The 24,331-nt window shown below is 63.1% G+C and carries 20 protein-coding genes; 8 read left to right on the forward strand and 12 right to left on the reverse strand.

What is annotated here, in order from left to right:
• Positions 1-249: 249 nt before the first annotated feature.
• The 8 genes from EXN22_RS15100 to EXN22_RS15135 all read right to left on the reverse strand — a co-directional run bounded on the left by EXN22_RS15100 (position 250) and on the right by EXN22_RS15135 (position 13,913).
• Positions 250-1,737, reverse strand: a complete 1,488-nt coding sequence (locus tag EXN22_RS15100; protein ID WP_130264816.1) for an efflux transporter outer membrane subunit — start codon at positions 1,735-1,737, stop codon at positions 250-252.
• Entirely contained in the window at positions 1,734-4,841 is a 3,108-nt protein-coding gene (locus EXN22_RS15105) for an efflux RND transporter permease subunit (protein ID WP_130264817.1), read from the reverse strand. The genes EXN22_RS15100 and EXN22_RS15105 overlap by 4 nt, the downstream gene beginning before the upstream one ends.
• Positions 4,838-7,939 carry an MdtB/MuxB family multidrug efflux RND transporter permease subunit gene (locus EXN22_RS15110; RefSeq protein WP_130264818.1) on the reverse strand — a complete coding sequence of 1,034 codons (3,102 nt, stop codon included), beginning with the start codon at positions 7,937-7,939 and terminating at the stop codon, positions 4,838-4,840. The genes EXN22_RS15105 and EXN22_RS15110 overlap by 4 nt, the downstream gene beginning before the upstream one ends.
• Positions 7,936-9,213: an MdtA/MuxA family multidrug efflux RND transporter periplasmic adaptor subunit gene (locus tag EXN22_RS15115; RefSeq protein WP_130264819.1), complete on the reverse strand. Its 1,278-nt coding sequence runs from the start codon at positions 9,211-9,213 to the stop codon at positions 7,936-7,938. The genes EXN22_RS15110 and EXN22_RS15115 overlap by 4 nt, the downstream gene beginning before the upstream one ends.
• 203 nt (positions 9,214-9,416) lie before the next feature.
• The gene (tpx, locus tag EXN22_RS15120) at positions 9,417-9,917 is read right to left on the reverse strand and encodes a thiol peroxidase (RefSeq protein WP_130264820.1); all 501 of its coding nucleotides are present in this window, start codon (positions 9,915-9,917) and stop codon (positions 9,417-9,419) included.
• Positions 9,918-10,077: 160 nt separating this feature from the next.
• On the reverse strand, positions 10,078-11,355 hold the full coding sequence (locus EXN22_RS15125) for a serine/threonine transporter (RefSeq protein WP_130264821.1): 1,278 nt from the start codon (positions 11,353-11,355) through the stop codon (positions 10,078-10,080).
• A gap of 211 nt (positions 11,356-11,566) precedes the next feature.
• Entirely contained in the window at positions 11,567-12,760 is a 1,194-nt protein-coding gene (locus EXN22_RS15130; RefSeq protein WP_130264822.1) for an amino acid aminotransferase, read from the reverse strand.
• 127 nt (positions 12,761-12,887) lie between these two features.
• Positions 12,888-13,913: an Ldh family oxidoreductase gene (locus EXN22_RS15135; RefSeq protein ID WP_130264823.1), complete on the reverse strand. Its 1,026-nt coding sequence runs from the start codon at positions 13,911-13,913 to the stop codon at positions 12,888-12,890.
• Between the two features lie 150 nt (positions 13,914-14,063).
• On the opposite strand from EXN22_RS15135, the gene EXN22_RS15140 reads away from it, so the two are divergent.
• From EXN22_RS15140 to EXN22_RS15170, 7 genes are all read left to right on the forward strand, one after another.
• A complete protein-coding gene (locus EXN22_RS15140; protein WP_130264824.1) occupies positions 14,064-14,933 on the forward strand; it encodes a MurR/RpiR family transcriptional regulator in 870 nt (289 codons plus the stop codon).
• Positions 14,934-14,964: 31 nt separating this feature from the next.
• Positions 14,965-15,723 (forward strand): transporter substrate-binding domain-containing protein, encoded by a 759-nt coding sequence (locus tag EXN22_RS15145; RefSeq protein ID WP_130264825.1) that lies wholly within the window; start codon positions 14,965-14,967, stop codon positions 15,721-15,723.
• Between the two features lie 98 nt (positions 15,724-15,821).
• Positions 15,822-16,541, forward strand: a complete 720-nt coding sequence (locus tag EXN22_RS15150; protein WP_130264826.1) for an ABC transporter permease — start codon at positions 15,822-15,824, stop codon at positions 16,539-16,541.
• On the forward strand, positions 16,538-17,248 hold the full coding sequence (locus EXN22_RS15155) for an ABC transporter permease (protein ID WP_130264827.1): 711 nt from the start codon (positions 16,538-16,540) through the stop codon (positions 17,246-17,248). Before EXN22_RS15150 ends, EXN22_RS15155 begins: the two co-directional genes overlap by 4 nt.
• A 25-nt stretch (positions 17,249-17,273) precedes the next feature.
• Complete coding sequence (locus EXN22_RS15160; RefSeq protein WP_130264828.1) at positions 17,274-18,515, forward strand: NAD(P)/FAD-dependent oxidoreductase; 1,242 nt, start codon at positions 17,274-17,276, stop codon at positions 18,513-18,515.
• A gap of 18 nt (positions 18,516-18,533) precedes the next feature.
• Positions 18,534-19,322, forward strand: coding sequence for an amino acid ABC transporter ATP-binding protein (locus EXN22_RS15165; RefSeq protein ID WP_130264829.1), 789 nt, complete (start codon positions 18,534-18,536; stop codon positions 19,320-19,322).
• 151 nt (positions 19,323-19,473) lie between these two features.
• Entirely contained in the window at positions 19,474-20,619 is a 1,146-nt protein-coding gene (locus EXN22_RS15170; RefSeq protein ID WP_130264830.1) for a DUF1624 domain-containing protein, read from the forward strand.
• A 42-nt stretch (positions 20,620-20,661) separates the two neighbouring features.
• Here the strand turns inward: EXN22_RS15170 and EXN22_RS15175 are convergent, their stop codons facing one another.
• Entirely contained in the window at positions 20,662-20,955 is a 294-nt protein-coding gene (locus EXN22_RS15175; protein WP_130264831.1) for a hypothetical protein, read from the reverse strand.
• Positions 20,956-21,116: 161 nt separating this feature from the next.
• A complete protein-coding gene (gene hpaR, locus EXN22_RS15180; protein WP_130264832.1) occupies positions 21,117-21,539 on the reverse strand; it encodes a homoprotocatechuate degradation operon regulator HpaR in 423 nt (140 codons plus the stop codon).
• A 367-nt stretch (positions 21,540-21,906) separates the two neighbouring features.
• Here hpaR and EXN22_RS15185 point away from each other — a divergent pair, with 367 nt between their 5' ends.
• Positions 21,907-22,722 (forward strand): gamma-glutamyl-gamma-aminobutyrate hydrolase family protein, encoded by an 816-nt coding sequence (locus tag EXN22_RS15185; RefSeq protein ID WP_130264833.1) that lies wholly within the window; start codon positions 21,907-21,909, stop codon positions 22,720-22,722.
• A 127-nt stretch (positions 22,723-22,849) separates the two neighbouring features.
• On the opposite strand, the gene EXN22_RS15190 is transcribed toward EXN22_RS15185, so the two are convergent.
• Complete coding sequence (locus tag EXN22_RS15190; RefSeq protein ID WP_130264834.1) at positions 22,850-23,488, reverse strand: hypothetical protein; 639 nt, start codon at positions 23,486-23,488, stop codon at positions 22,850-22,852.
• 140 nt (positions 23,489-23,628) lie between these two features.
• Positions 23,629-24,327 carry an MOSC domain-containing protein gene (locus EXN22_RS15195; protein WP_130264835.1) on the reverse strand — a complete coding sequence of 233 codons (699 nt, stop codon included), beginning with the start codon at positions 24,325-24,327 and terminating at the stop codon, positions 23,629-23,631.
• Positions 24,328-24,331: the final 4 nt, after the last annotated feature.

Consider the following 24,331-nt stretch of genomic DNA (forward strand, 5'->3'; position numbering starts at 1 on the left):
CCGGGAAAAGCCGATGATTGTACTCAACCTTTGGCGAAACGCACGGAGTTTCGGTGGCAGGTGGCGATGCCGGACCACTACCGCTTAAAGCCATTTCTACTAAAATTAATCGTTAAAAAACAATATGTTATGAGCATATATTAATGTTCTTCGATAGAAACCAATGCAGGCTGCATCAACAGCTTCTATTTATGCTAAAAAACATCAATAAAGAATCATAAATATCTGTTTTATAAGGATTTTATATTTCTATTTCTGCTCAGCAAACGCCGCCTGCGCATCCCACCCGCCCCCCAACGCCGCGATCAACTGCACGCTGGCCACCAGTCGCCCCTGCATCAGGTTGAGCACGCTGCGCTCGTTGCTAAGCGCAGTGGTCTGCACGTTGACCACGTCCAGGTAGGCGATCAGCCCGGCCTTGTACTGGTTGTTGGTCAGGCGCAGGGATTCGCGGGCCGCAGCCAGGGCCTCGCTGCGCACCTGGGCTTCGTCCTGGTAGACCTTGAGCTGCACCAGGTAGTTTTCCACTTCCTTGAAGCCGTCGAGCACGGTCTGCCGGTACTGGGCCACGGTCTGGTCATAGACCGCTTCGCTGCGGTCGATTTCGGCGGCGCGCTGGCCGCCGTCGAACAGGGTCATGGCCAGTTGCGGGCCAACCGACCAGAAGCGGTTCGGCAGGCTGATCCAGTCGCTGAAACTGCTACTGCTGTAGCCGCCGCTCATGCTCAGGGTCAGGTCGGGAAAGTAGGCGGCGCGGGCCACGCCGATGCTGGCGTTGGCCGACATCACGTTGCGTTCGGCCTTGGCGATGTCCGGGCGGCGCTCGAGCAGTTGCGAGGGCAAGGCCAGCGGCACCTGCGGCAGTGCCGGGATGGCCTGGCTGTCGGCCAGGGCGAATTCGGCCGGGGCCTTGCCCAGCAGGACGGCGATGGCGTTTTCCAGTTGCGCGCGCTGCCACACCAGGTCGATCAGATCGGCCTGGGTGCTTTTGAGCTGGGTCTGCGCCTGGGCCACCGCGTCCTTGCCGGACACCCCGGCACGGTACTGGTTTTCGGTCATTTTCAGCGAACGTTCATAAGCCTCGACGGTGGCCTCCAGCAGGCGTTTCTGTTCGTCGATCACCCGCAGTTGCAGGTAGTTCTGCACCAGTTCCGACTGCAGGCTCAGGCGGATCGCTGCCATGTCGGCGAGGCTGGCCTGGGCGCTGGCCTGGTTGGCGGCCAGGCCGTCGCGCAGCTTGCCCCACAGGTCGGCCTCCCAGCTCACCCCCAACTGGGTGTTGTAGGTATTGCGGATGCCGCTGCTGTTGTTGCTCAGGCTCGAACTGGAGCTGCCGGTGCCCTGGCTTGAGCGGGTCTTGCCGGCCGACAGGTCGAGGCTTGGGAACAGTGCGCCACGGGCACTGCGCACCAGGGCCTGGGACTGGCGGTACTGAGCTTCATATTGAGCAACGGTCTGGTTGCCGGCATTGAGCTGCTCGACCAGGCCATTGAGCTGGGCGTCGCCGTACAACTCCCACCAGGCGCCGCGGGCGATGGCGTCCGAGGGGTTGGCCTGGGTCCAGCCTTCGGCGTGCTTGAACGCCACCGGCGCCGGGGTTTGCGGCCGTTGGTAGTCCGGGCTCAGGGTACAGGCGCTGAGCATCGCCAGACACAGGGCCGAGGCCAGCAGGCGCGAGCCACGGGCAGCCAGCAGCGGCTGCAGCGAACGGTCGGAAAGAAGCGGACGTCGGGTCATAGCGGGGTTTCCAAAGCAGCGTCGGTACGCACGCCGCGCCAGCGGTTGAAGCGATGGCGCAAGCGGTCCAGATAGAGGTAGACCACCGGGGTGGTGTAGAGCGTGAGGATCTGGCTGAAGACCAGCCCGCCGATGATGGTCAGGCCCAGGGGCTGGCGCATCTCGGCGCCTTCGGCGTGGCTGAGCAGCAGCGGCAAGGCGCCGAGGATGGCCGCCAGAGTAGTCATCAGGATCGGCCGCAGGCGCAACAGGCAGGCACGGCGGATCGACTCCTCCGGGCTCAACTGATCGTGGCGCTCCAGTTGCAGGGCCAGGTCGATCATCATGATCGCGTTCTTCTTCACCACGCCGATCAGCAGGAACAGGCCCAGCAGGGAGATCAGGCTGAACTCGCTGCCGACCACGTACAAGGTGAGCAAGGCCCCTACCCCGGCCGATGGCAGGGTCGAGAGGATGGTCAGTGGGTGAATGTAGCTTTCATAAAGGATGCCCAGCACCAGGTACACCGCCAGCAAGGCGCCAAGGATCATGAATGGCTGGCCCTTCTGGCTTTCGGCGAAGGCATCACCGGTGCCGCCGATCTTGGCGATCACATCCTCGGGCAAGCCGACCTTGGCCACTGCCCGCTCCACCGCGGCCATGGCCTGATCCTGGCTGTAGCCTTCGGCGATGTCGAAGTTGATGCTCTCGGAGGCGAACTGGCCTTCGTGGCTGACGCGGTCGTCGGCCAGGCTGTTCTCGTAGTGGGCGAAGGTCGCCAGCGGTACCCGGGCGCCCTCGGCGGTGATTACCTGGACTTGCTCCAGGGTGCGCGGGTCCTGGGCGTACTTGGGGTTGATCTCCATCACCACCTGGTACTGGTTGAGGCTGTCGTAGATGGTCGAGATCTGCCGCTGGCTATAGGCGTTGTTGAGCACCGAGGTGACCATGCTCATGTCGATGCCCAGGCGCTTGGCCTGCTCGCGGTCGACCACCAGGGTGATCTGCTGGGTGCCGCCGCCTTCGCGGGCGTCGATGGCGGTCAGCTCCGGCAATGCCTTGAACGCTGCGACCACTTTCGGGTACCACTCACGCAGGGCCGACAACTCGCTGCTTTGCAGGGTGTAGAGGAACTGCGAGGTGCTCTGGTCGCGGCCGCCGCCGAACTGCAGGTCCTGGTCGGCCATCAGGAACAGTCGGCCACCCGGTACCTTGGGCATCTCTTTGCGCAGGCGCTCGATGATCTTCTGCGCCGAGACCTTGCGCTCGCTGATCGGCTTGAGGCGCACCAGCACCATGGCGTTGTTGGTGCCGCTGTTGCCACCGATGAAACCGGCGACGCTCTCCACCGCCGGGTCAGCCAGCAAGGCGCGGCGGTAGATTTCCATCTTCGGCTGCATGACCTGGAACGACAGGCCGTCGTCGCCGCGGACAAAGCCCATCAGTTGGCCGGTATCCTGCTGCGGCAGGAAAGTCTTGGGCACCACCACGTACAGGGCGATATTGACCGCGATGGTCACCAGCAGGCTCAGCACGGTCAGCCGTCGATGACGCAGGACCCAGTCCAGGCTGCGCCCGTAGCCGGCCATCATGCGCTGGTTGAGCTGCTCGCTCCAGCGCTGCAGGCGGGTCTGTTCACCCTCTGGCTGGGCCTTGAGCCAGCGCGCGCAGAGCATCGGCGTGAGGGTCAGGGACACCAGCAAGGACACCAGGATCGCCACCGCCAGGGTGATGGAGAACTCGCGGAACAGCGAGCCGACAATACCGCCCATGAACAGGATCGAGACGAACACCACCACCAGCGACAGGTTCATCGACAGCAAGGTGAAGCCGACTTCCTTGGAGCCCATGTAGGCGGCGCGCATCGGCGGCACGCCGTCGTCGATATGCCGGGAGATGTTCTCCAGCACCACGATGGCGTCATCGACCACCAGGCCCGTGGCAAGAATCAGCGCCATCAGCGACAGGTTGTTCAGCGAAAAGCCGCACAGGTACATGGCGGCGAAGGTGCCCACCAGGGACACCGGTACCGCCAGGGTCGGGATCAACGAGGCTCGCAGGTTGCCGAGAAACAGAAATACCACCAGGATCACCAGGACCACGGCGATGATCAGGGTATGCTCGGCTTCCGCGAGGGTCGCCTTGATCACTGGCGAGCGGTCCATGGCCACGTCCAGTTTGACGCTGGCAGGCATCAGCGACTCCAGGGCCGGCAACTGCTCCTTGATCTTGTTCACGGTCTCGATAATGTTGGCGCCGGTCTGGCGGTTGATTACCAGCAACACCGCGTCCTGGTCGTTGAAGAAACCGCTGTTGTAGCGGTTCTCCACCGCGTCGCTGACCTTGGCCACATGGCTCAGACGCAGCACCGCGCCGTCCTGGTAGCGAATCACCAGCGGCTCGTAGTCCTTGGCTTTCTCCAACTGATCGTTGGCCTGCACCTGCCAGTTGCGCTGGCCGTCTTCGATAAAGCCCTTGGGTCGACGCTGGTTGGCGTTGGCGATGGTCTGGCGCACGTCATCCAGGGCCACGCCATACTGGTTGAGCAACTGCGGCTCGAGCTCGACGCGCACCGCCGGCAGCGAACTGCCGCCGATCTGCACCTCCCCTACCCCTGGCACCTGGGACAGGCTCTGGGACAGGATGGTCGAGGCCAGGTCGTACAGCTGGCCCTTCTGCAACACGCTGGAGGTCAGCGCCAGGACCATGATCGGCGCCTGGGACGGGTTGAACTTCTTGTAGGTCGGCATGCTGCGCATGCCACTGGGCAGCAGGTTGCGCGAGGCGTTGATCGCCGCCTGTACCTCGCGCGCGGCCGCATCGATGTCGCGTCCCTGGTCGAACGCCAGGATCACCCGGGTCGAACCCTGGCTTGAGCTGCTGGTCAGGGTGGTGACCCCGGAGATCGCCCCCATCGAGCGCTCCAGCGGCGTGGCCACGGTCGCCGCCATGACCTCGGGGCTGGCACCCGGCAGGTTGGCCTGGACCACGATCACCGGGAACTCGATCTGCGGCAACGGTGCCACCGGCAACAGGCCGAAGCTGACGCCACCGAGCAGCATGATCGCCAGGCTCAACAGCATGGTCGCCACCGGGCGGCGGATGAACGGTGCGGACAGGTTCATGGCTTGGCCTGCACCACGGCATCAGGCTCACGGCGCCAGCGCCGCGCCAGGCGATCGAAGTACAGGTAGATGACCGGTGTGGTGAACAGCGTCAGTACCTGGCTGACCAGCAGCCCACCGACCATCACCAGGCCCAGGGGCTGGCGCAACTCGGCGCCGGAGCCGGTGGCGAGCATCAACGGGATGGCGCCGAACAAGGCGGCCAGGGTGGTCATCAGGATCGGCCGAAAACGCAGCAGCGCCGCCTGGTAGATCGCCGCCTCTGGGGCCATGCCCTGGTTGCGTTCGGCCTCCAGGGCGAAGTCGATCATCATGATCGCGTTCTTCTTGACGATGCCGATCAGCAGGATGATGCCGATGATGCCGATCATGCCCAAGTCGTTACCGGAGAGGATCAGCGCCAGCAGGGCCCCGACCGCTGCCGACGGCAAGGTCGAGAGGATGGTCACCGGGTGGATATAGCTCTCGTAGAGCACGCCAAGCACGATGTACATGGTCACCACTGCCGCCAGGATCAGCAGCAAGGTGCTCGACAGCGAGGCCTGGAAGGCTTCGGCCGCGCCCTGGAAGCGGGTTTGCACGCCCACCGGCATGCCGATGTCCTGCTGTACCTGCTCGATGACCTTGACCGCCTCGCCCAGGGCGACGCCGTCACCGAGGTTGAACGACATCATCACCGCCGGGAACTGGCCGATATGGGCAATCGCCAGTTGCGCCTGGCGCTGCTCGATGCGTGCCAGGCTCGACAGGCGCACCTGGCCGCCGTCGCTGGCCTTGACGTGAATCTGCTCCAGCACCTGCGGGCCGATGCTCGACGCCGCCTCGGCCTGCAGCACCACGCGGTACTGGCTGGCCTGGGTGTAGATAGTCGAGATCTGCCGCTGGCCGAAGGCGTCATACAGGGCGTTGGTGATGTCGGCGACGTTGATGCCCAGGCGGCTGGCTGCATCGCGGTCGATCACCAGGTACACCTGCAGGCCCTTGTCCTGCAGGTCGCTGGCGACATCGGTCAGCTCCGGGCGCTGCTGCAGGGCATCGACCAGCTTGCCGCTCCACTGTGCCAGCAGCTCGGCATCGGGCGATGACAGGCTGAACTGGTACTGGGTCCGGCTGACCCGGTCTTCGATGCTCAAATCCTGCACCGGCTGCATGAACAGGCGAATGCCAAGCAGCTTGTCGACCTCCGGCTGCAACCGGGCAATCACCTGGGCGGCGGTCAGGTCGCGCTCGCCATGGGGCTTGAGGTTAATCAGCAGGCGGCCGCTGTTGAGTGTGGCGTTGTCGCCATCCACGCCGATATAGGACGACAGGCTCTGCACCGCCGGGTCCTTGAGAATCACCGCGCTGAGCTGTTGCTGGCGCTGGCTCATGGCGCTGAACGACACCGACTGCGGTGCCTCGGAGATGCCCTGGATCACCCCGGTGTCCTGCACCGGGAAGAAGCCCTTGGGCACCACCAGGTACAGCAGCACGGTCAGGCCCAGGGTGGCCACGGCCACCAGCAGGGTCAACGGCTGGTGCCGGAGCACCCACTGCAGGCCACGGCCGTAATAGTCGATCATCCAGTCGATCCAGGCGCCGCTGGCCCGGTAGAAACGGCCCTGCTCGTGCTCCTTGGGCTCGCGCTTGAGCAAGCGCGCGCACATCATTGGCGTCAGGGTCAGCGACACCACCAGGGAAATCAGGATCGCCACCGCCAGGGTGATGGCGAACTCGCGGAACAGCCGGCCAACCACATCGGCCATGAACAGCAGCGGGATCAGCACCGCGATCAGCGAGAAGGTCAGCGAGATCAGGGTGAAACCGATTTGCCGGGCGCCCTTGAGCGCTGCCTGCATCGGCGTTTCGCCCTCCTCGATATGCCGCGAGATGTTCTCCAGCATGACGATGGCATCGTCGACCACAAAGCCGGTGGCGATGGTCAGCGCCATCAGCGTCAGGTTGTTGATCGAAAAGCCCGCCAGGTGCATCACCGCAAAGGTGCCGATCAGCGACAGCGGCACCGCCACCGACGGAATGATCGTGGCGCTGACCCGGCGCAGGAACACGAAGGTGACCATCACCACCAGGGCAATGGCGATCAGCAGCTCGTGCTGGACGTCCTTGACCGAGGCGCGGATGGTCTGGGTGCGGTCGGTGAGTACCGTGACGTCCAGGCCCGCCGGCAGGTTGTCGGTGATCGACGGCAACATGGCCTTGATCCGGTCGACCACCTCGATGACGTTGGCCCCGGGTTGGCGCTGGATGTTCAGCAGCACCGCCTGATTCTGGTTGGCCCAGGCCGCCAGGCGCTCGTTCTCGGCGCCGTCGACGATCTCGGCGACGTCCTTGAGGCGCAGCGGCGCGCCGTTGTTGTAGGCGAGGATGAGGTTGGCGTACTCCTCGGGCGAGCGCAGCTGGTCGTTGGCATCGAGCATCGAGACCCGGGTCGGGCCGTCGAAGTTGCCTTTGGGCTGGTTGACGTTGGACGCGCCGATCAGGCTGCGCACGTCGGCCAGGTTCAGCCCGGCCGAGGCCAGGGCATCGGGGTTGACCTTGATCCGCACCGCCTGGCGCTGGCCGCCGGCGATGCTGACCATGCCGACGCCTCCGATCTGGGCGATTTTTTGCGCCACCCGGGTGTCGACCAGGTCGTTGAGCTTGGGCAGCGGCATGGTTTGCGAGGCAATCGCCAGGGTCAGCACCGGGGTGTCGGCCGGGTTGACCTTGTTGTACACCGGCGGTGCCGGCAGGTCGCTGGGCAGCAGATTGCTGGCAGCGTTGATCGCCGCCTGCACCTGTTGCTCGGCAACGTCCATGTTCATGTCCAGGCTAAAGCGCAGGGTCAGCACCGAGGCGCCGCCGGAGCTGGTCGAGGCCATCTGGGTCAGCCCGGGCATCTGCCCGAACTGACGCTCAAGGGGCGCGGTGACCGCACTGGTCATCACCTGGGGGCTGGCGCCAGGGTACAGGGTCATGACCCGGATGGTCGGGTAATCGACCTGGGGCAAGGCCGCCACCGGCAGCATCTTGTAGGCGATCAGGCCGGCCAGGACGATGGCCAGCATGCTCAGGGTGGTCGCCACCGGGCGCAGGATGAACAGCCGCGAGAGGTTCATGCGCCGGCCTTGCCCTGTGCGCCATTAACGGCCGAGGCTTCCTTCTTGTCCTGGCCCTGCAGGTGCTGGCCTGGGGTGACCGGTACTTCGGCGCTGTCGTTGACCACCTCGACGTCACTGCCATCGCGCAGGCGGTCGGTGCCTTCGAGCACCACCCGCTCGCCCTTGGCCAGGCCTTCGCTGACCACGGTGAGGTCGCCATCACTGGCACCCAGCTTGAGCTTGCGGATACGCACCTTGTTGTCGCCTTCCATGACATAGACGAACGAGCCGTCGGTGCCGAACTGGATCGCCGCCGAAGGCGCCAGCACCACGTCCTTCAAGGTGTCGGCCAGCAGCCGCACGTTGACGAACTGGTTGGGGAACAGTGCCTCGTCCTGGTTTTCGAAGAAAGCCTTGAACTTCAGGGTGCCGGTGGTGGTGTCGATCTGGTTGTCGAGGCTGCGCAGCACGCCGAGCGCCTGTTGCTTGATGTCGCTGCGGTCCCAGGCCTCGACGGGCAACTGGGCACCGCTGCGGTAGCGGGCCAGCACGGTGTTGAGCTCCGATTCGGGCAAGGTGAAGGCCACAGTGATCGGCTGGGTCTGGGTGATGACCACCAGCGCGGTGGTGTCGTTGGCCGCCACCAGGTTGCCAAGGTCGAGCTGGCGCAGGCCCAGGCGGCCGCTGATAGGCGCGCGGATGCGGGTAAAGTCGAGGTTGAGCTTGGCGTCACCGACCGCCGCCTGGTTGGTCTTGATCGTGCCCTGGTACTGGCCGACCAGCGCCTGCTGGGTGTCGAGGGTCTGCTTGGCGATACTGTCTTCGGCGTACAGGCCTTTGTAGCGCTGCAGGTCGAGCTGGGCGTTCTTGAGTTGCGCCTGGTTCTGCGCCAGGGTGCCTTCGGCCTGCTGCAGGGCGATCTGGTAGCTGCGCGGGTCGATCTCGGCCAACAGGTCGCCGGCCTTGACCTTCTGCCCTTCATGGAAGTTGACCTTGACCAGCTCGCCGCCCACCCGGCTGCGCACGTTGACCGTGTTGGTGGCGGTAACGGTGCCGAGGGCTTTCAGGTAGACCGGAAAATCCCCCACGATGGCAGGCTCGACCCGTACCGGCACGGGCCCGGCGAAGGCGCCAAAGCCCGGCCGTCCGCCCTTGCCTGCTGCGCCGGTCTTGGGCGCGGCCGACGACGGCCACAGCCACCAGCACAGGGCCGCGGCCAGCAGCAGGATCAGCAGGCCGACAAGCCAGCGACGAGGGGAACGGGAACGAGAAAGCATGGGTTGATCGACCATTGTGCGGGAAAGAATTCTTTTGAGGAGGCTGAACGATAAGCACTGATGAAGGATAAGCAAAGCGCCTTTACCGGCACTTTACCTTGAGCTTACGTTGCTAAAGTAATGAACTATAAATAAAAACGGCCTGAACTATGTCCAGGCCGCAACAACTCTTAGCAATTTCGCAGGGCATGTGGGAGCGGGCTTGCCCCGCGATCAGATCATTTCAACACTGCCAGAGCAGCGTCATAGTTCGGCTCGTCGGCGATTTCGCCAACCAGCTCGCTGTGCAGCACCTTGTCGTTTTCATCCAGCACCACCACGGCGCGGGCAGTCAGACCGGCCAGCGGACCGTCGGCGATGGCAACGCCGTAGTTCTCGATGAACTCACGGCCACGCAGGGTCGACAGGTTCTGCACGTTTTCCAGGCCTTCAGCACCGCAGAAACGCGCTTGCGCGAATGGCAGGTCGGCGGAGATGCACAGCACAACAGTGTTGGCGACATCATTGGCCTGGGCGTTGAACTTGCGTACGGAAGTTGCGCAGGTCGGGGTGTCGACGCTTGGGAAGATGTTCAGCACTTTGCGCTTGCCGGCCAGGGAGGCCAGGGTCACGTCGGCCAGGCCTGCACCAACCAGGGAAAATGCAGGTGCCTGGGCGCCCACTTTCGGCAGTTCGCCTTTGACCTGAACCGGGTTGCCTTTAAGAGTCACTTGAGCCATGAACGAAGTCCTTATGCGGGGGTTAAGTAAAGGACCAGAGTTAACCATGAAAGTGCCCGTCTACCTATGGGCCAGTGTTAAATTGTTGAATTGCCAGACAACTTTTGTGGACAATCTTTAGTTGTTCGGGAGCCGATTGCCGGCTCCCGAATCAAGCGGTTCAGCTCAGCAGCGAGTAAACCAGCGCCGAGATGGCCACCAGGCCCACGGCGACGACGAAGACGTTGGACATCTGCCCGCGGTACTTGCTCATGGCCGGCACCTTGCGGATGGCGTACATCGGCATCAGGAACAGGATCGCAGCGATCACCGGGCCGCCGAGGGTCTCGATCATGCCGAGGATGCTCGGGTTGAGGGTGGCGACGATCCAGCAAATGATCAGCATGAAGGCTGCGGTCATGCGGTCCAGGGCCTTGGCGCCCGGGCGCTTGCCGGTCTTGACGATCAGGCCCTTGAGGCCTTCGCTGGCACCGATGTAGTGGCCCAGGAACGACTTGGCGATGGCGATGAAGGCGATCAGCGGCGCGGCAAAGGCGATGGTCGGGTTGCTGAAGTGGTTGGCCAGGTACGACAGGATCGACAGGTTCTGCGCCTTGGCTTCGGCCAGTTGCGCAGGGGTCAGGGTCAATACGCAGCTGAACACGAAGAACATCACCATGGCCACCATCAGCAGGTGGGCGCGGCACAGGATCTGCCCGCTGCGCTCATCGGCGTGCACGCCATAGCGGCGTTTCTGGTCAACGGCAAAGGCCGAGATGATCGGCGAATGGTTGAACGAGAAGACCATCACCGGGATCGCCAGCCACAAGGTGTGCAGGAACGCCGAGCCCGAGGGCATCTGGGTCGCGGTGGTGAGGATGCCACCGCTCCAGTGCGGGATCAGGAACACCGCGAGGAACGCCAGGGCGACGATGAACGGATAGACCAGCCAGCTCATGACCTTGACCGTGGCCTGTTCGCCGCAGCGCACGATAGCCAAAAGGCCAAGGATCAGCACGAACGACAACACCGCGCGCGGTGGTGGCTCGATGTGCAACTGGTGCTCCATGAAGCTGCCGACGGTGTTGGTCAGGGCCACGCTGTAGATCAGCAGGATCGGGAAGATGGCGAAGAAGTACAGCAGGGTGATCAGCGCACCGGCACTGATACCGAAATGCTCTTCGACCACCTCGGTGATATCGGCGCCATCGCGCCCGGAAAGCACGAAGCGGGTCAGGCCGCGGTGTGCGTAGAAGGTCATCGGGAAGGCCAGCAGCGCCAGGATCAGCAGCGGCCAGAAGCCGCCGAGACCGGCGTTGATCGGCAGGAACAGGGTCCCCGCACCAATTGCCGTGCCAAACAGACCCAGCATCCAGGTCGTGTCCTGACGGGCCCAGCTGCCGAGGGCGGCGGGGGTCGATTCGAAGCGTTGTTCAACGCTTGGGGCCTGCTCATTCATCCGGGTGCAACTCCACTCGCAAGACTGCAACAGAGCTGAGAGTGGCGAAACAGACGCTTCGCCCCTCTTAGCCACACAAAGAGGGGCGCGATTGTGCGCCGTTTGGTTGCACTTGCAAAGCCCTGGCCGAGGAGTGGTTGCACCTTGGGCTAAAAGCATCGCGGGGCAAGCCCGCTCCCATAGAGCGAGCTTGCCCCGCGATAGATGTTGCTTATTGAACCGCAGCGAACGCCTTGGCCACCTGCTGCAGGTTGTCCGGACGCAGGCCCGCCATGCACACCCGGCCACTGTCGATCAGGTACACACCGAACTCGTCACGCAGCCGGCGCACCTGCTCGACGCTGAAGCCGGTGTAGCTGAACATGCCGCGCTGGCGCAGGAAGAACTGGAAGTCCTGGCCCGGCAGCAGCTCGCCCAGGGTATCGACCAGGGCCTGGCGCATGTCGAGGATGCGCAGGCGCATCTTCTCGACTTCCACTTGCCACTGGGCGTTCAGTTGCACATCGCCGAGCACCGCCGCCACCAGTTGGGCACCGAAATTTGGCGGGCTGGAGTAGTTGCGGCGCACGGTGGCCTTGAGCTGGCCGAGCACGCTTTGCGCGCTGTCGGCGTCGTCACAGACCACCGACAGGCCACCGACCCGCTCGCCATACAGCGAGAAGATCTTCGAGAACGAGTTGCTCACCAGGCACGGCACGCCGGCACGGGCCACTTCGCGAATGGCGTAGGCGTCGTCCGCCAGGCCTTCGCCAAAGCCCTGGTAGGCGATGTCGAGGAACGGGATCAACTGGCGCGCCTTGAGCACTTCGATCACCTGTTGCCATTGCTGCTGGCTCAGGTCGACCCCGGTCGGGTTGTGGCAGCACGGGTGCAGCAGGACGATGCTGTTGGGTGCCAGGCCCTGCAAGGTGGCGAGCATGGCGTCGAAGTCCAGGCCGCGGGTGGCCTGGTCGAAGTACGGGTAGGTGTTGACCGTAAAACCTGCGCCTTCGAAGATCGCCCGGTGGTTATCCCAGGTCGGATCGCTGACCCAGACTTGCGATTGGGGGAAGTAACGCTTGAGGAAGTCGGCGCCGACCTTCAGCGCGCCAGAGCCACCCACCGTCTGCACGGTGGCCACGCGGCCGTTTTCAACCGCTGGGTGGCCTGCACCGAACAACAGTGCCTGGATCGCCTGGCGGTAGCTGTTCAGGCCTTCCATCGGCAAGTACATCGAGGCTTCGTGAGGCTGGGCGGCAAAGCGCTGCTCGGCTTCGCGCACCGCATCCAGCTGTGGCACAACGCCTGCGGCATCGTAATACAGGCCGATACTCAGGTTGACCTTGGCGGCACGTGGGTCGGCCTTGAAGGTCTCCATCAGGGAGAGAATCGGATCGCCGGCATAGGCATCGACATGTTTGAACACAGCGCACAGCTCCTTGGGTCAGGACAATTCGGACTAAAAGCTGTGTCGAGGATACCTGTACCGGAGGCCGAGGAACATTACCCTGGGTGCAACTGATTAGTGCATGGGTGCACAGTGATTGCACGCCCTACCCGGCCAATGCCTGCAATTGCTCAAGCTCTGCCACAGTGAGGGTCACCCCGACCTTCGCCGATTGCTCGCGCTCGCGGTAACGCCGATCACCCGGCATACGCTGCAAGCCCACCGCCTGCATCTGCCGCACCAGTTCACGGCTGCGCTCGGCAAAGCGGTTGCCCTGGGCCTTGCTCGGGTCGATGACGATGATCAACTGCCCGGTCCAGGGCGTTTTTGCCCCCGGGTGCTGCGACCAGTCGAACTCGAAGGAGAAGTGGCCACCGGTCAGCGCCGCGGCCAGCAGTTCGACCATCATCGACAGCGCCGAGCCCTTGTGCCCGCCGAACGGCAGCAAGGCGCCGCCGTCGAGAATCGCCTGCGGATCGCAGGTCGGCTCACCCTTGTTGTCCACGCCCATGCCTTCAGGCAAACGCTCCCCCTTGCGCGCGGCGATCTGCACATCGCCATGGGCGATGGCGCTGGTGGCCATGTCGAAGACGATCGGGTCGCTGCCGGCGCACGGCGCGGCGAAGGCGATAGGGTTGGTACCGAACAAGGGTTGATGGGCACCGTGGGGTACCACGCAGGTCATGCTGTTGACCACGCTCAGGGCCACCAGGCCTTCATCGGCGAAGGGCTCGACGTCCGGCCACAAGGCGGCGAAGTGGTGCGAGTTGTGAATCGCCAGCACGGCAATCCCGGCGCTGCGGGCCTTTTCTACCAGCAAGCTGCGGGCCGCCGCCAGGGCCGGTTGGGCAAAACCGCCACCGGCATCGACGCGCACATAGCCACTGGCAACGTCGGTCACTTCAGGCACGGCCTGGCCGTTGACCCAGCCGCTGGCCAGGGTCGAAACATAGCCGGGAATACGGAACACGCCGTGGCTGTGGGCGCCATCGCGTTGGGCGCTGGCGCAGTTGAACGCCAGGGCCTGGGCCACCGCCTGGCTGCAACCATGACGGAGAAAAATGCGCTGCAACAAGGCCTGCAAGTCGGCAAAGGCAATCTGCGCGACAGCAGTGTCGGGACGTGCGGACATCTGAAGCTCCCTTATTGGAATTGGAATGGGCGACAGCGATGGGCAATGGCTTGACTTTCCTCTTGTGACAGCAAACTGTCAAATATTGACTTGATGACAGAAAACATTCATTTTCTGTTTCCACGTGCCACTGCCTTCGAGTATCGCCCTGTGAGCCAACCGATCAAACAGCGCCTGGAACACAGCCTGCAGCACGCAGCGGCGTCCGGGCGCAAGATCGCCAGCCACATGCTCGCCAACCTCACCGACCTGCCCTTCGAAACCTCCGCAAGCCTTGCAGCAAAAATCGGCGTCAGCGAGTCGAGCGTCGGGCGCTTCTGCCGCTCACTGGGTTACGAACACCTCAAGGCGCTCAAACACGACCTTAAAGACGACCTGGGCGAAGGCCCCTGGCTGGTCGGTGATCGTCTGCAAGAATTTCGCCAGCAGCACGGCCAGGATGCCGCCGGCCTGGCCCGCAGCCTGGAGCAGGAAGTCGGTGCGCTGGTGCGGGTTTACGAGTACAGCCGTACCCCGGCCTGGCAGGTGGTCAGCCAGCGCCTGGCGCAGCGGCGCAAGGTGTTCGTCGCAGGTTTTCAGACCGAGCGCGGCATCGCCCAGTGCATGGTCCACCTGCTGCAGTACCTGCGCGACGGCGTGCAGGTGGTCGACGGCAGTGCCGGGCATTTTGGCGAGGTGCTGCTCAGTGACCCGGCCGACTGCGCCCTGGTGGTGTTCGAGGCACGCCGTTACTCGCGCCATGCCCTGACCCTGTGCCGCAAGGCGCAGGCGGCTGGCATTGCCGTCACCCTGGTGACCGACACGTTTTGTGACTGGGCTGATGGCAACGCCAGTGAGGTGTTTCGCATCCCCACCGAATTCAATCTGTTCTGGGAGTCCACCGCGACGATGCTGTCGTGGGTACACCTGATGGTCAACGAGGTCTGCAAGAAGCTTGGACCCGATGTTGAAAAACGCTTGGAAGCAACTGCAGCTCTACACAACGAATTCGTTGGCTACACGTCAACGAGCAAACAATAGCAAGAGTGCAAACAACAGATCGAGGTGTGTCATGAAACCTGTTATCCGCTTCGCAGGGGCTTGCGCCCTGCTGCTCGCCGGCTCGACCATGGCCCAGGCCGAAACCCTCAAGATCGCCACCGAAGGCGCCTACCCTCCGTTCAACTACGTCGATTCGGATAACAAGCTGCACGGCTTCGACGTCGACATCACCCATGCCCTGTGCGAGCAGATGAAGGTCGAGTGCACCCTGGTCGCCCAGGACTGGGAAGGCATCATTCCGGCGCTGATGGCCAAGAAGTACGACGCGGTGGTGGCGTCGATGATCAACACCGAAGAGCGGCGCAAGAAAATCGCCTTCACCAACCACTACTACAAGACCCCGTTGTCGGTAGCCGTGGCCAAGGACAGTGAAATCACCGACGCACAGACCGACTTCAAGGGCTACACGGTCGGTGCGCAAGCGTCCTCGACCCAGGCCATCTATGCCGAAGACGTCTATGGCAAGGCCGGTGCCGACGTCAAACTCTACCCGACCCTCGACGAAGCCAACGCCGACCTTGCCGCCGGCCGCCTGGATGGGGTAATTGCCGACAAATTCCCGCTGACCGAATGGCTGGGCAAGGCCGGCAAGGACTGCTGCAAGATCCTTGGCGACGTCAACGACACCAAGGCAGACGCCTCGATTGCCGTGCGCAAGGAAGACCAGGCCCTGCGCGAGCGCCTGAACACGGCCCTGGACGCCATCGTCGCCAACGGCACCTACCAGAAGATCGCCAGTCGTTACTTCGCCTTCGATATCTATCAGTGACTGATCGCGGGGCAAGCTCGCTCCCACGGTAGGAGCGGGCTTGCCCCGCGATGACACCCTGCAAAACACCATCACTCTAGAACCGAGAGGGTTCGCCCATGCTCGAACAACTGTCACTGCTTTCCTTCGCCAGCGGCGGCTGGGGCCAGGCGTTGCTGGCCGGCGCCCTGGTGACCATTTCCCTGGCCCTGGCCTGCCTGCCCATCGGCCTGCCGCTGGGCCTGGGCGTGGCCCTCGCCGCCCGCTCCTCCAAGCGCTTTCCGCGCGCTGCCGCCACGGTGTTCTCCACCGTGTTTCGCGGCCTGCCGGAACTGCTCACGCTACTGATCATTTATTACGGCTGCCAGATCGCCGCACAAAAAATCCTCCTGGCCATGGGCTATGAGGGCGAAGTACTGATCAACACCTTCCTGGCCGCGATGATTGCCTTCAGCCTGGTGTTCGCCGCGTTCTCCAGCGAGATCTGGCTGGCCGCGTTCAAGACCGTCGCCAAGGGCCAGTACGAAGCCTCGGCCGCGCTGGGCCTGAGCAGGGCCACTACCTTTGGCAAGGTGGTGTTCCCGCAACTGGTGCGCATTGCCCTGCCGGGCCTGTCGAACAACTGGCTGTCGCTGCTCAAGGACACCTCGCTGGTGTCGACCATCTCCCTGGTCGACCTGATGCGCCAGACCAACCTTGCAGTCAGCGTCACCAAGGAGCCGATGTTCTTCTACGGCGTTGCCTGCCTGGGTTACCTGCTGTTCTCGGCGCTGTCGGGGCGAGTGTTCACCTTCATCGAACAGTACTTCAGCCGCCATCTGCGGGGGGCACGCACATGAGCTTCGATCAACTGCTGGCGCTGGTGCTCGACCCCGACCTGCTGGAGCGCTACGGCCCGCGCTTTATCGACGGGCTACTGGTGACCGGCAAGCTGGTGGCGTTGTCCTTCACCCTCGGCGCCCTGCTCGGCATGCTGCTGGCCCTGGCCAGGCTGTCGAACAACCTGGTGCTGCAACGCCTGAGCGCCGGCTACATCTACTTCTTCCGCGGCTCGCCGTTGCTGGCCCAGCTGTTCCTGCTGTACTACGGCCTGGGTTCGCTCAAGGGCTTCTGGCAGGAGGTCGGCCTGTGGTGGTTCTTCCGGGATGCCTGGTACTGCACGGTACTGGCCTTCACCCTCAACACCGCCGCCTACCAGGCCGAGATCTTTCGCGGCAGCCTGCTGGCGGTCGCCCCGGGGCAATATGAAGCTGCCAGGGCCCTGAGTCTGAAACGCTCGACCACCTTCTTCAAGGTGATCCTGCCGCAGTCGCTGATCGTTGCCATCGGCCCGCTGGGCAACGAGCTGATCCTGATGATCAAGGCCAGCGCCATTGCCTCGCTGGTAACGATCTATGACCTGATGGGTGTGACCAAGCTTGCCTTCTCGCGCAGCTTCGACTTCCAGATCTACCTGTGGGCCGCCGTGCTTTACCTGCTGATCGTCGAGATAGTGCGCCGCAGCCTGAAACACATCGAAGCCCGCCTGGGCCGCCACCTGCGCTGACCGCCTGCTTGTGAGGACCGTTCCAATGCATTGTCAAACCATCGTTCTGGGCGCCGGTATCGTCGGCGTGTGCACCGCCCTGCACCTGCAAGCGCGCGGGCGCAAGGTCATCCTTATCGATCGCGAAGAGCCCGGCAGTGGCACCAGCCATGGCAACGCCGGGCTGATCGAGCGCTCCAGTGTCATCCCCTATGCCTTCCCCCGTGAGTTGTCGAGCCTGCTGCGCTATGGCCTGAACCGCCAACCCGACGTGCGCTACAGCTTCACCCACTTGCCGAAGATCAGCCCCTGGCTGTTCAAGTACTGGAAGAACTCCTCGCCTGCCGGCATTGCCGTGGCGACCCAGGCCATGCTGCCGCTGGTGCAGCGCTGTGTCGAAGAACACGACGCCTTGATCGACGCGGCAGGCCTCGGCGAGCTGGTCAAGGCCAATGGCTGGATCGAGGTGTACCGCAATGAGGGCGCCTACCAAAAAGCCGTGGCCGATGCCCATGCATTGCAAGCCTATGGCTTGAAGTACGAAATCCTCGACCGCCAGCAGTTGCACGCACGTGAAGCCGACCTCAGCGACACGGTGGTCGGCGGCATCCACTGGCTCGACCCCAAGACCGTCAGCAACCCCGGCGGCCTGACCCGTGGCTACGCCAAGCTGTTCGTCCAGCGCGGCGGTCAGTTCATTCATGGCGACGCCCGCACCTTGCGCCAGGTCGCCAGCGACTGGCAGGTCGACAGCCGCCAGGGGCCGATCACCGCTCCCGACGTGGTAATCGCCCTCGGCCCGCAGTCGGCCGAGCTGTTCAAGCCGCTGGGCTATCGCATTCCGCTGGAGATCAAGCGCGGCTATCACATGCATTACCGTGGCCGTGACGGCGCCCAACTCACGCATTCGATCTGCGATGCCCAGGGCGGTTACGTGCTCGCACCCATGGCCATGGGCATTCGCCTGACCACCGGCATCGAGTTTGCCGCCAGCAGCGATGCCGCCAACCAGATCCAGCTGCAACGCTGCGAAACCCTGGCGCGCAAGGTCTTTGCTCTCGGCGAACGCGTCGATGCCGAGCCCTGGCTGGGGCGCCGCCCGTGCCTGCCGGACATGCGCCCGGTAATCGGCCCGGCCGCCCGCCACAAGGGCCTGTGGTTCAACTTCGGCCATGCCCACCACGGCCTGACCCTGGGCCCGGTCACCGGCCGCCTGCTGGCGGAAATGATCACCAGCCAAACCCCATTCACCGACCCTGCGCCTTACCGCGCGAGCCGCTTCGACTGATCGCGGGAGAATAACAATATGACCGCTACTTTGAGCCTTGCCACCCCAACCCCTGCCCCACAGGCCGACCCGCGCAAGGTCGTGGTGACCGTCGAGGGCCTGAACAAGCACTATGGCGCCTTCCATGTGCTGCGCGACATCAACCTGCAGGTGCGCGAGGGTGAGCGCATCGTCCTCTGCGGGCCGTCCGGTTCGGGTAAATCGACGCTGATCCGCTGCATCAACCGCCTGGAAATTGCCGAACAGGGCAACATCCGCGTCAACGACACCGACCTGGCCCTGACCACCCGCCAGGCCGCCGAGGTGCGTAGCGAGATCGGCATGGTGTTCCAGCATTTCAACCTGTTCCCGCACATGAGTGTGCTCGACAACTGCACCCTGGCGCCCATGAGCGTGCGCGGCCTGTCGCGCAGGGAAGCCGAAGACCGCGCGCGCTTTTACCTGAGCAAGGTGGGGATCGAGAGCCAGGCCGGCAAATACCCCAGCCAGCTATCTGGCGGCCAGCAGCAACGGGTGGCGATTGCCCGGGCACTGTGCATGAAGCCAAAGATCATGCTGTTCGACGAGCCGACCTCGGCGCTGGACCCGGAGATGGTGGCCGAAGTGCTGGATGTGCTGGTGAAACTGGCCGACACCGGCATGACCATGCTCTGCGTCACCCATGAAATGGGCTTTGCCCGCCAGGTGGCCGAGCGCGTGCTGTTTCTCGATGGCGGGCAGATCATCGAAGACGCCAGCCCCGAGGCGTTCTTCAACAACCCGCAGAGTGCGCGGGCCAAGGGCTTTCTGGCGCAGATACTGCACTAATCCGGGATGACGATCGCGGGTCAAGCCCGCTCCTACAGGCCCTGCACTTCTCCTGTGGGAGCGGGCTTGCCCCGCGATTAGCCCAGATTCTCCAAAAACATCACAGTTATGTTATAACGATCCAAATAACTAACTCACGTCCACTCCCAACATGCCACTCACCCACCAACGCCTGCTCTACATCGACGCCCTGCGCGGCCTGGTCATCGTCTTCATGCTACTCGACCACGTGCGCGAAACCTTCTTCCTGCACCATCAGGTAAGCGACCCGATGGACGTCGCCAACACCGACCCCTGGTTGTTCTTCAGCCGCACCCTCGCTCACTTGTGCGCACCGGTGTTCGTGCTGCTGACTGGATTGTCGGCCTACCTGTATGGCGAAAAGCACCAGGGTAAAGCTGCGGTCTCGGCCTTCTTGTTCAAGCGCGGCCTGGTGCTGGTGCTGCTTGAGTTCACCCTGGTCAGCCTGGCCTGGACCCTTGAGCTGCCGCCCAAGGTGATCTACCTACAGGTGATCTGGGCCATCGGCCTGAGCATGCTCGCCCTGGCCGGCCTGGTGTGGTTGCCTCGGCCATTGCTGTTGGCACTCGGTGCACTGATCGTTGCCGCACACAACCTGCTCGACCCGCTGCATTTCGCAAAAGAGTCGGCGATGCACATCCCTTGGGCGATCCTGCATGACCGTGGTTGGCTGGAGGTTACGGACGGCCTGCGCCTGCGCACCTCCTACCCACTGCTGCCATGGATCGGCGTGATTGCCCTGGGCTACGCCATGGGGCCATGGTTTGCTCGGGGGACGCAGGCACTGACACGTCAGCGCAAGCTGCTGCTGGCAAGTGTCGGCGCCCTTGGCGTGTTCTTGCTGCTACGCCTGCTCAACGCTTATGGCGAGGCGCCCTGGCAGGTTGGTGAAACCACGCTGCGCACCCTGATGAGTTTCTTCAATATCACCAAGTACCCACCGTCGTTGCTGTTTCTGGCCCTGACACTGGGCGTTGGCCTGTTGCTATTGCGCAGGTTCGAACAGCTGCAGGGCAGCCGCGCGATCCAGCTGCTGAGCGTGTTCGGTGCAGCGCCGATGTTTTTCTACCTGCTGCACCTGTACATACTGAAATTGCTGTACCTGATCGCCGTCGCCGCCATTGGCCTGAACCAGGGCAGCTACTTTGGCTTCGACGCAATCTGGGCGGTATGGCTGACGGCAATGGTCTTGAGCGTTGCGCTCTACCCGCCGGTACGCTGGTTCGCCGCGCTCAAGGCCCGGCGCCGGGACATCGGCTGGCTCAAGTACTTCTGAGCACAGGCACGCCCCTGCAGCCAGGGGCGGCCCGAACCGCGCTTACTGGCTTTGCATTTTCGACTTGATCAACCCGGCGATGAAGGTCAGTACCGCACCACCCGCACCGCCGCCGACAATACTGCTGATCAGCGCCGGCAGGTCCAGTGAACCACCCGCTGCCACCGCCGCGCCGGGCTCACCGGTAACCGCCGCGATTATCTGCCCGACGATAACCCCGCCCACCCCACCGAAAATCGAGTTGAGTAGCGGCCCCATGCTTTGCTTGCTCATGCCGGCTGCGTTACCGCCCACCACACCGGCAACAATCTGAATGATCAGACTGACAATATCCATGATCCAACCCCTTTGTAGCGTTGAGAATTGACGACTCGCGTCCTGCTACTTCAGACAGTCACGACCACGGGAACAGAGGCGCCTGGCTCCGGTCAACGACGGCACACTGTTGCGGATGGGCACAGTATAGGTAGCCAACCGCAAGTAAGCCAAAACGGTGCTCAGGGTTTGATGTTTTTCAGGCTGTTGAGCAAGCCCAGCAGTTCTTGCAGCTTATCTTCGCCGAACTGCTCGAGGATGCGCTGATAGTTGTGCTCCATGTCTTCGCTCATGCCGACGAAGCACTGCTGGCCCTGTTCGGTCAGGCCGACGAACACCCGACGCTGGTCCTGGCTGGACTTCTTGCGCCGCACCAGGCCGTCGCGCTCCAGGCGCGCCAGTACGCCGGTCATGCTCGGTTTGAGGATACAGGCCTGCTCGGCCAGTTGATGGCTTTCCAGTTCGCCTTGCTGGCGCAGGATGCGGATCACCCGCCATTGCTGTTCGGTCAGGCCATGGGCATTGAGCGAGGGGCGGAAGAACGCCATGGCGGCTTCGCGGGCTTGCAACAGGGTCAGGGTCAGGGACGGTCTTGGAGTGGGCATGGTTCAGGCTGGTAGTCATCGGTGACAGCCAGCTTAAGAGAAACCGCGCGATGCAGCAAAGCCGCGCGGGCGCTGCTTCGGCCATATGTCGGACGCTTGTCAAATATAATGAACTGGCCGTAGCTGGCAGTACGCGGGTTGCCGGGGGCTGCGCGCCCATAATTGCATTCAGGCAATCTCAAGCTTCGCCTGTGCAATCTGAAGTCGTTTGACATATTAAACGGCTCTGGCAAGCTAGATGACAGGTTTCGACCGGATACAGCCCCTTGCTTGGCGTACCGGCAGTGCTCGAAACCTCAGGCAGCGCAAAGGTTTCAACTGCGCGCCTGCACAATAATGACAGGCTGCGCCTGTCCCAAGGTGACATATGCCCAACAGCAACATTGGCAATAAGAATCAAACCCCTCGCAAACCTGTCGTGCTGATGACCATGGGCTCCCAGGAGCGCAAAGGCCACGACTACCAGGTCATGACCCACAAATACATCGTACCGCTGGTAGAACACGCCGGCTGCGTACCTGTACTGGTGCCAACCTGCTGCGGTACCGACGACCTCGAAGCCTACCTGGACATGGCGGACGGTGTTTACCTGACCGGCGCCGGCAGCAACATCGACCCGGCCCTGTACGGCCAGGAAAATGAAACCCCGGGCAAGTCCCAGGACCGTAACCGCGACCTGTTCGACCTGCCGCTTGTGCAACTGGCCATCGCCCGTGGCCTGCCGATCTTTGGCATTTGCCGTGGCATGCAGGAAATCAACGTGGCCCTGGGTGGCGACATCTACCAAAAGGTCTACGCCGAGCCTGGCTACAACGACCACCGGGAAAACCCCGACGATCCGGTCGATGTCCAGTACAGCGCGGTGCACAGCGTCAAGCTGGAGCAAGGCAGCTGGTTGCACAAACTGCTGCGCAGCGATGAAATCCGCGTCAACTCGTTGCACGGCCAGGGCCTGAAAAACCTTGGCGAAGGCATCGAAGCGCTGGCCCACGCCGAAGACGGCCTGGTCGAAGCCATCCACGCCCCGAGCCTGTCGTCTTTTCTTTTCGCCGTGCAATGGCATCCGGAATGGCAAGCCGCAAAGAACCCGGACTCGGTGAAGATGTTCCAGGCCTTTGGTGATGCGTGCCGCAAGCAGGCGGCCAAGGGGCAGGTGGTCAGGAAGTTGGGGACTGCTGCCTGATTGTTGATTGACCTGGTTCCTTCGTGATTGGTTGGAGCCAGTTCAAGTCCCATTAAGCAAAAAGCTATGCTTTTATCCAGTCAATGCACTGTGTATAAACAGTGCTTGACCCGCGATAAGCGACGACTTAGTTGCCCAGCCCCCACCGCTCCCCCTTCGCCTCACCAGTCCCCTTGAACCCGCCCTTGCCATCCGAGCGCCAGCCGCTGCCCGCATTGTCGCCGGTACCGATGTAACCACCGCGTCCATCTGGCTCAAGGCCTCGCCCCTTGTTCATGCCAGTACCTTCGTAACCACCACGGCCGTCTGGCTTGTAGCCGCGCCCGGTGTACAACCCGTTACCCTGGAAGCCGCCCTGGCCGTCGGCCTGCCAGCCACCCCCGAAGGCTTCACGGCTGCCGGAGTATCGCGTGCTGTCATCAGGCTTGTAATGCTCGCCATAGTTGCGCCCGGTGCCTTCATAGCCGCCTCGGCCATCAGACCTGAAATCGCTGTAGCTGTTACTGCCAGTACCGCGCAGGCCACCCTGGCCATCTGGCGTGTAACCACCTCCCCAGTTGCGCCCGGTGCCTTTGAGCGAGCCGTCGGCCTGCAACTCGTAATCGCCACCGGTGTTGCTGCCGGTGCCTTTGAAACCACCACGCCCGTCTGGCTCGTAACCACTGCCCAGGCTTGCCCCGGCACCTACATAACCACCTGCAGCAAACACGGTGGTGCCCAGGCCAAGTACGACTGCACCCAGCAACACTTGCATGACTTTCTTCATGGGGTATTCCAGATCCTGTGGAATAGAGAGATACCGTCTGGCGGCACTCTCTAAAGACCACAGCCATGGAAAAAATTCCAAGAGTGCTGGCAATTTGATACGCCGACTTGTTTCAAGTCATTTCCAGCGTGAGGGCAATCTTATCCCTGCCCAGGCCCCTGCAAACGCGGCGCCCAGTCCTCCACCTCAACCTTCTCCAGACGTCGTGACAAGGTCCTGCGCCAGGACTCAACCAGCGGCAGTTCCAGGCACTGGCGAATCACCTCAAGGTCGACCTGCTTGTCGAACAGCACCGACGACAAACGCGCCACCGACCACTGCGGGTGCGGTCGCTCGATCAGTTCGATGTTCCTCCCTGCCGCCAGCACGCCCTCTTTCAGCACCCGGTAGTACCAGCCGGTGCGGCCGCTCTGCTGGACACGCAGCGACATGTCCTTTACCCCAAAGCGATCATTGAGCTTCCAGCACGGCATGCGCCCTTGAGAGATTTCCAGCACCGCAGTGCCTGCGCGAAAGCGGTCGCCCAGGCATACGTTCTGTTCGGTCAGGCCAACCGTGCTGAGGTTTTCACCGAAGGCACCCGGCGCTTGCAACAGTGCAAGCTCACCCAACTCTGCCGCCCAGGCCGCGTAGTGTTCGCGCGGGTAGTGATGGATGGCCTTTTCGATCCCGCCATGCACCCGTAAGTCGCCCTGCTCATCACCAGCCAGGCCCAGTGCGGTGACTGCAACCTCACCGTCGCGCGGGGTCTTGGCGATGGCGCTGGAGGAGCCGGGGCGGGTAAAGGCCACGGCGCGGCCGGTCAATACGCTTTGCAGTTGCAGGTGCTGTCCCAGCATGGGT

Origin of the sequence: Pseudomonas tructae, assembly GCF_004214895.1 — a bacterium.
GTDB lineage: Bacteria > Pseudomonadota > Gammaproteobacteria > Pseudomonadales > Pseudomonadaceae > Aquipseudomonas > Aquipseudomonas tructae.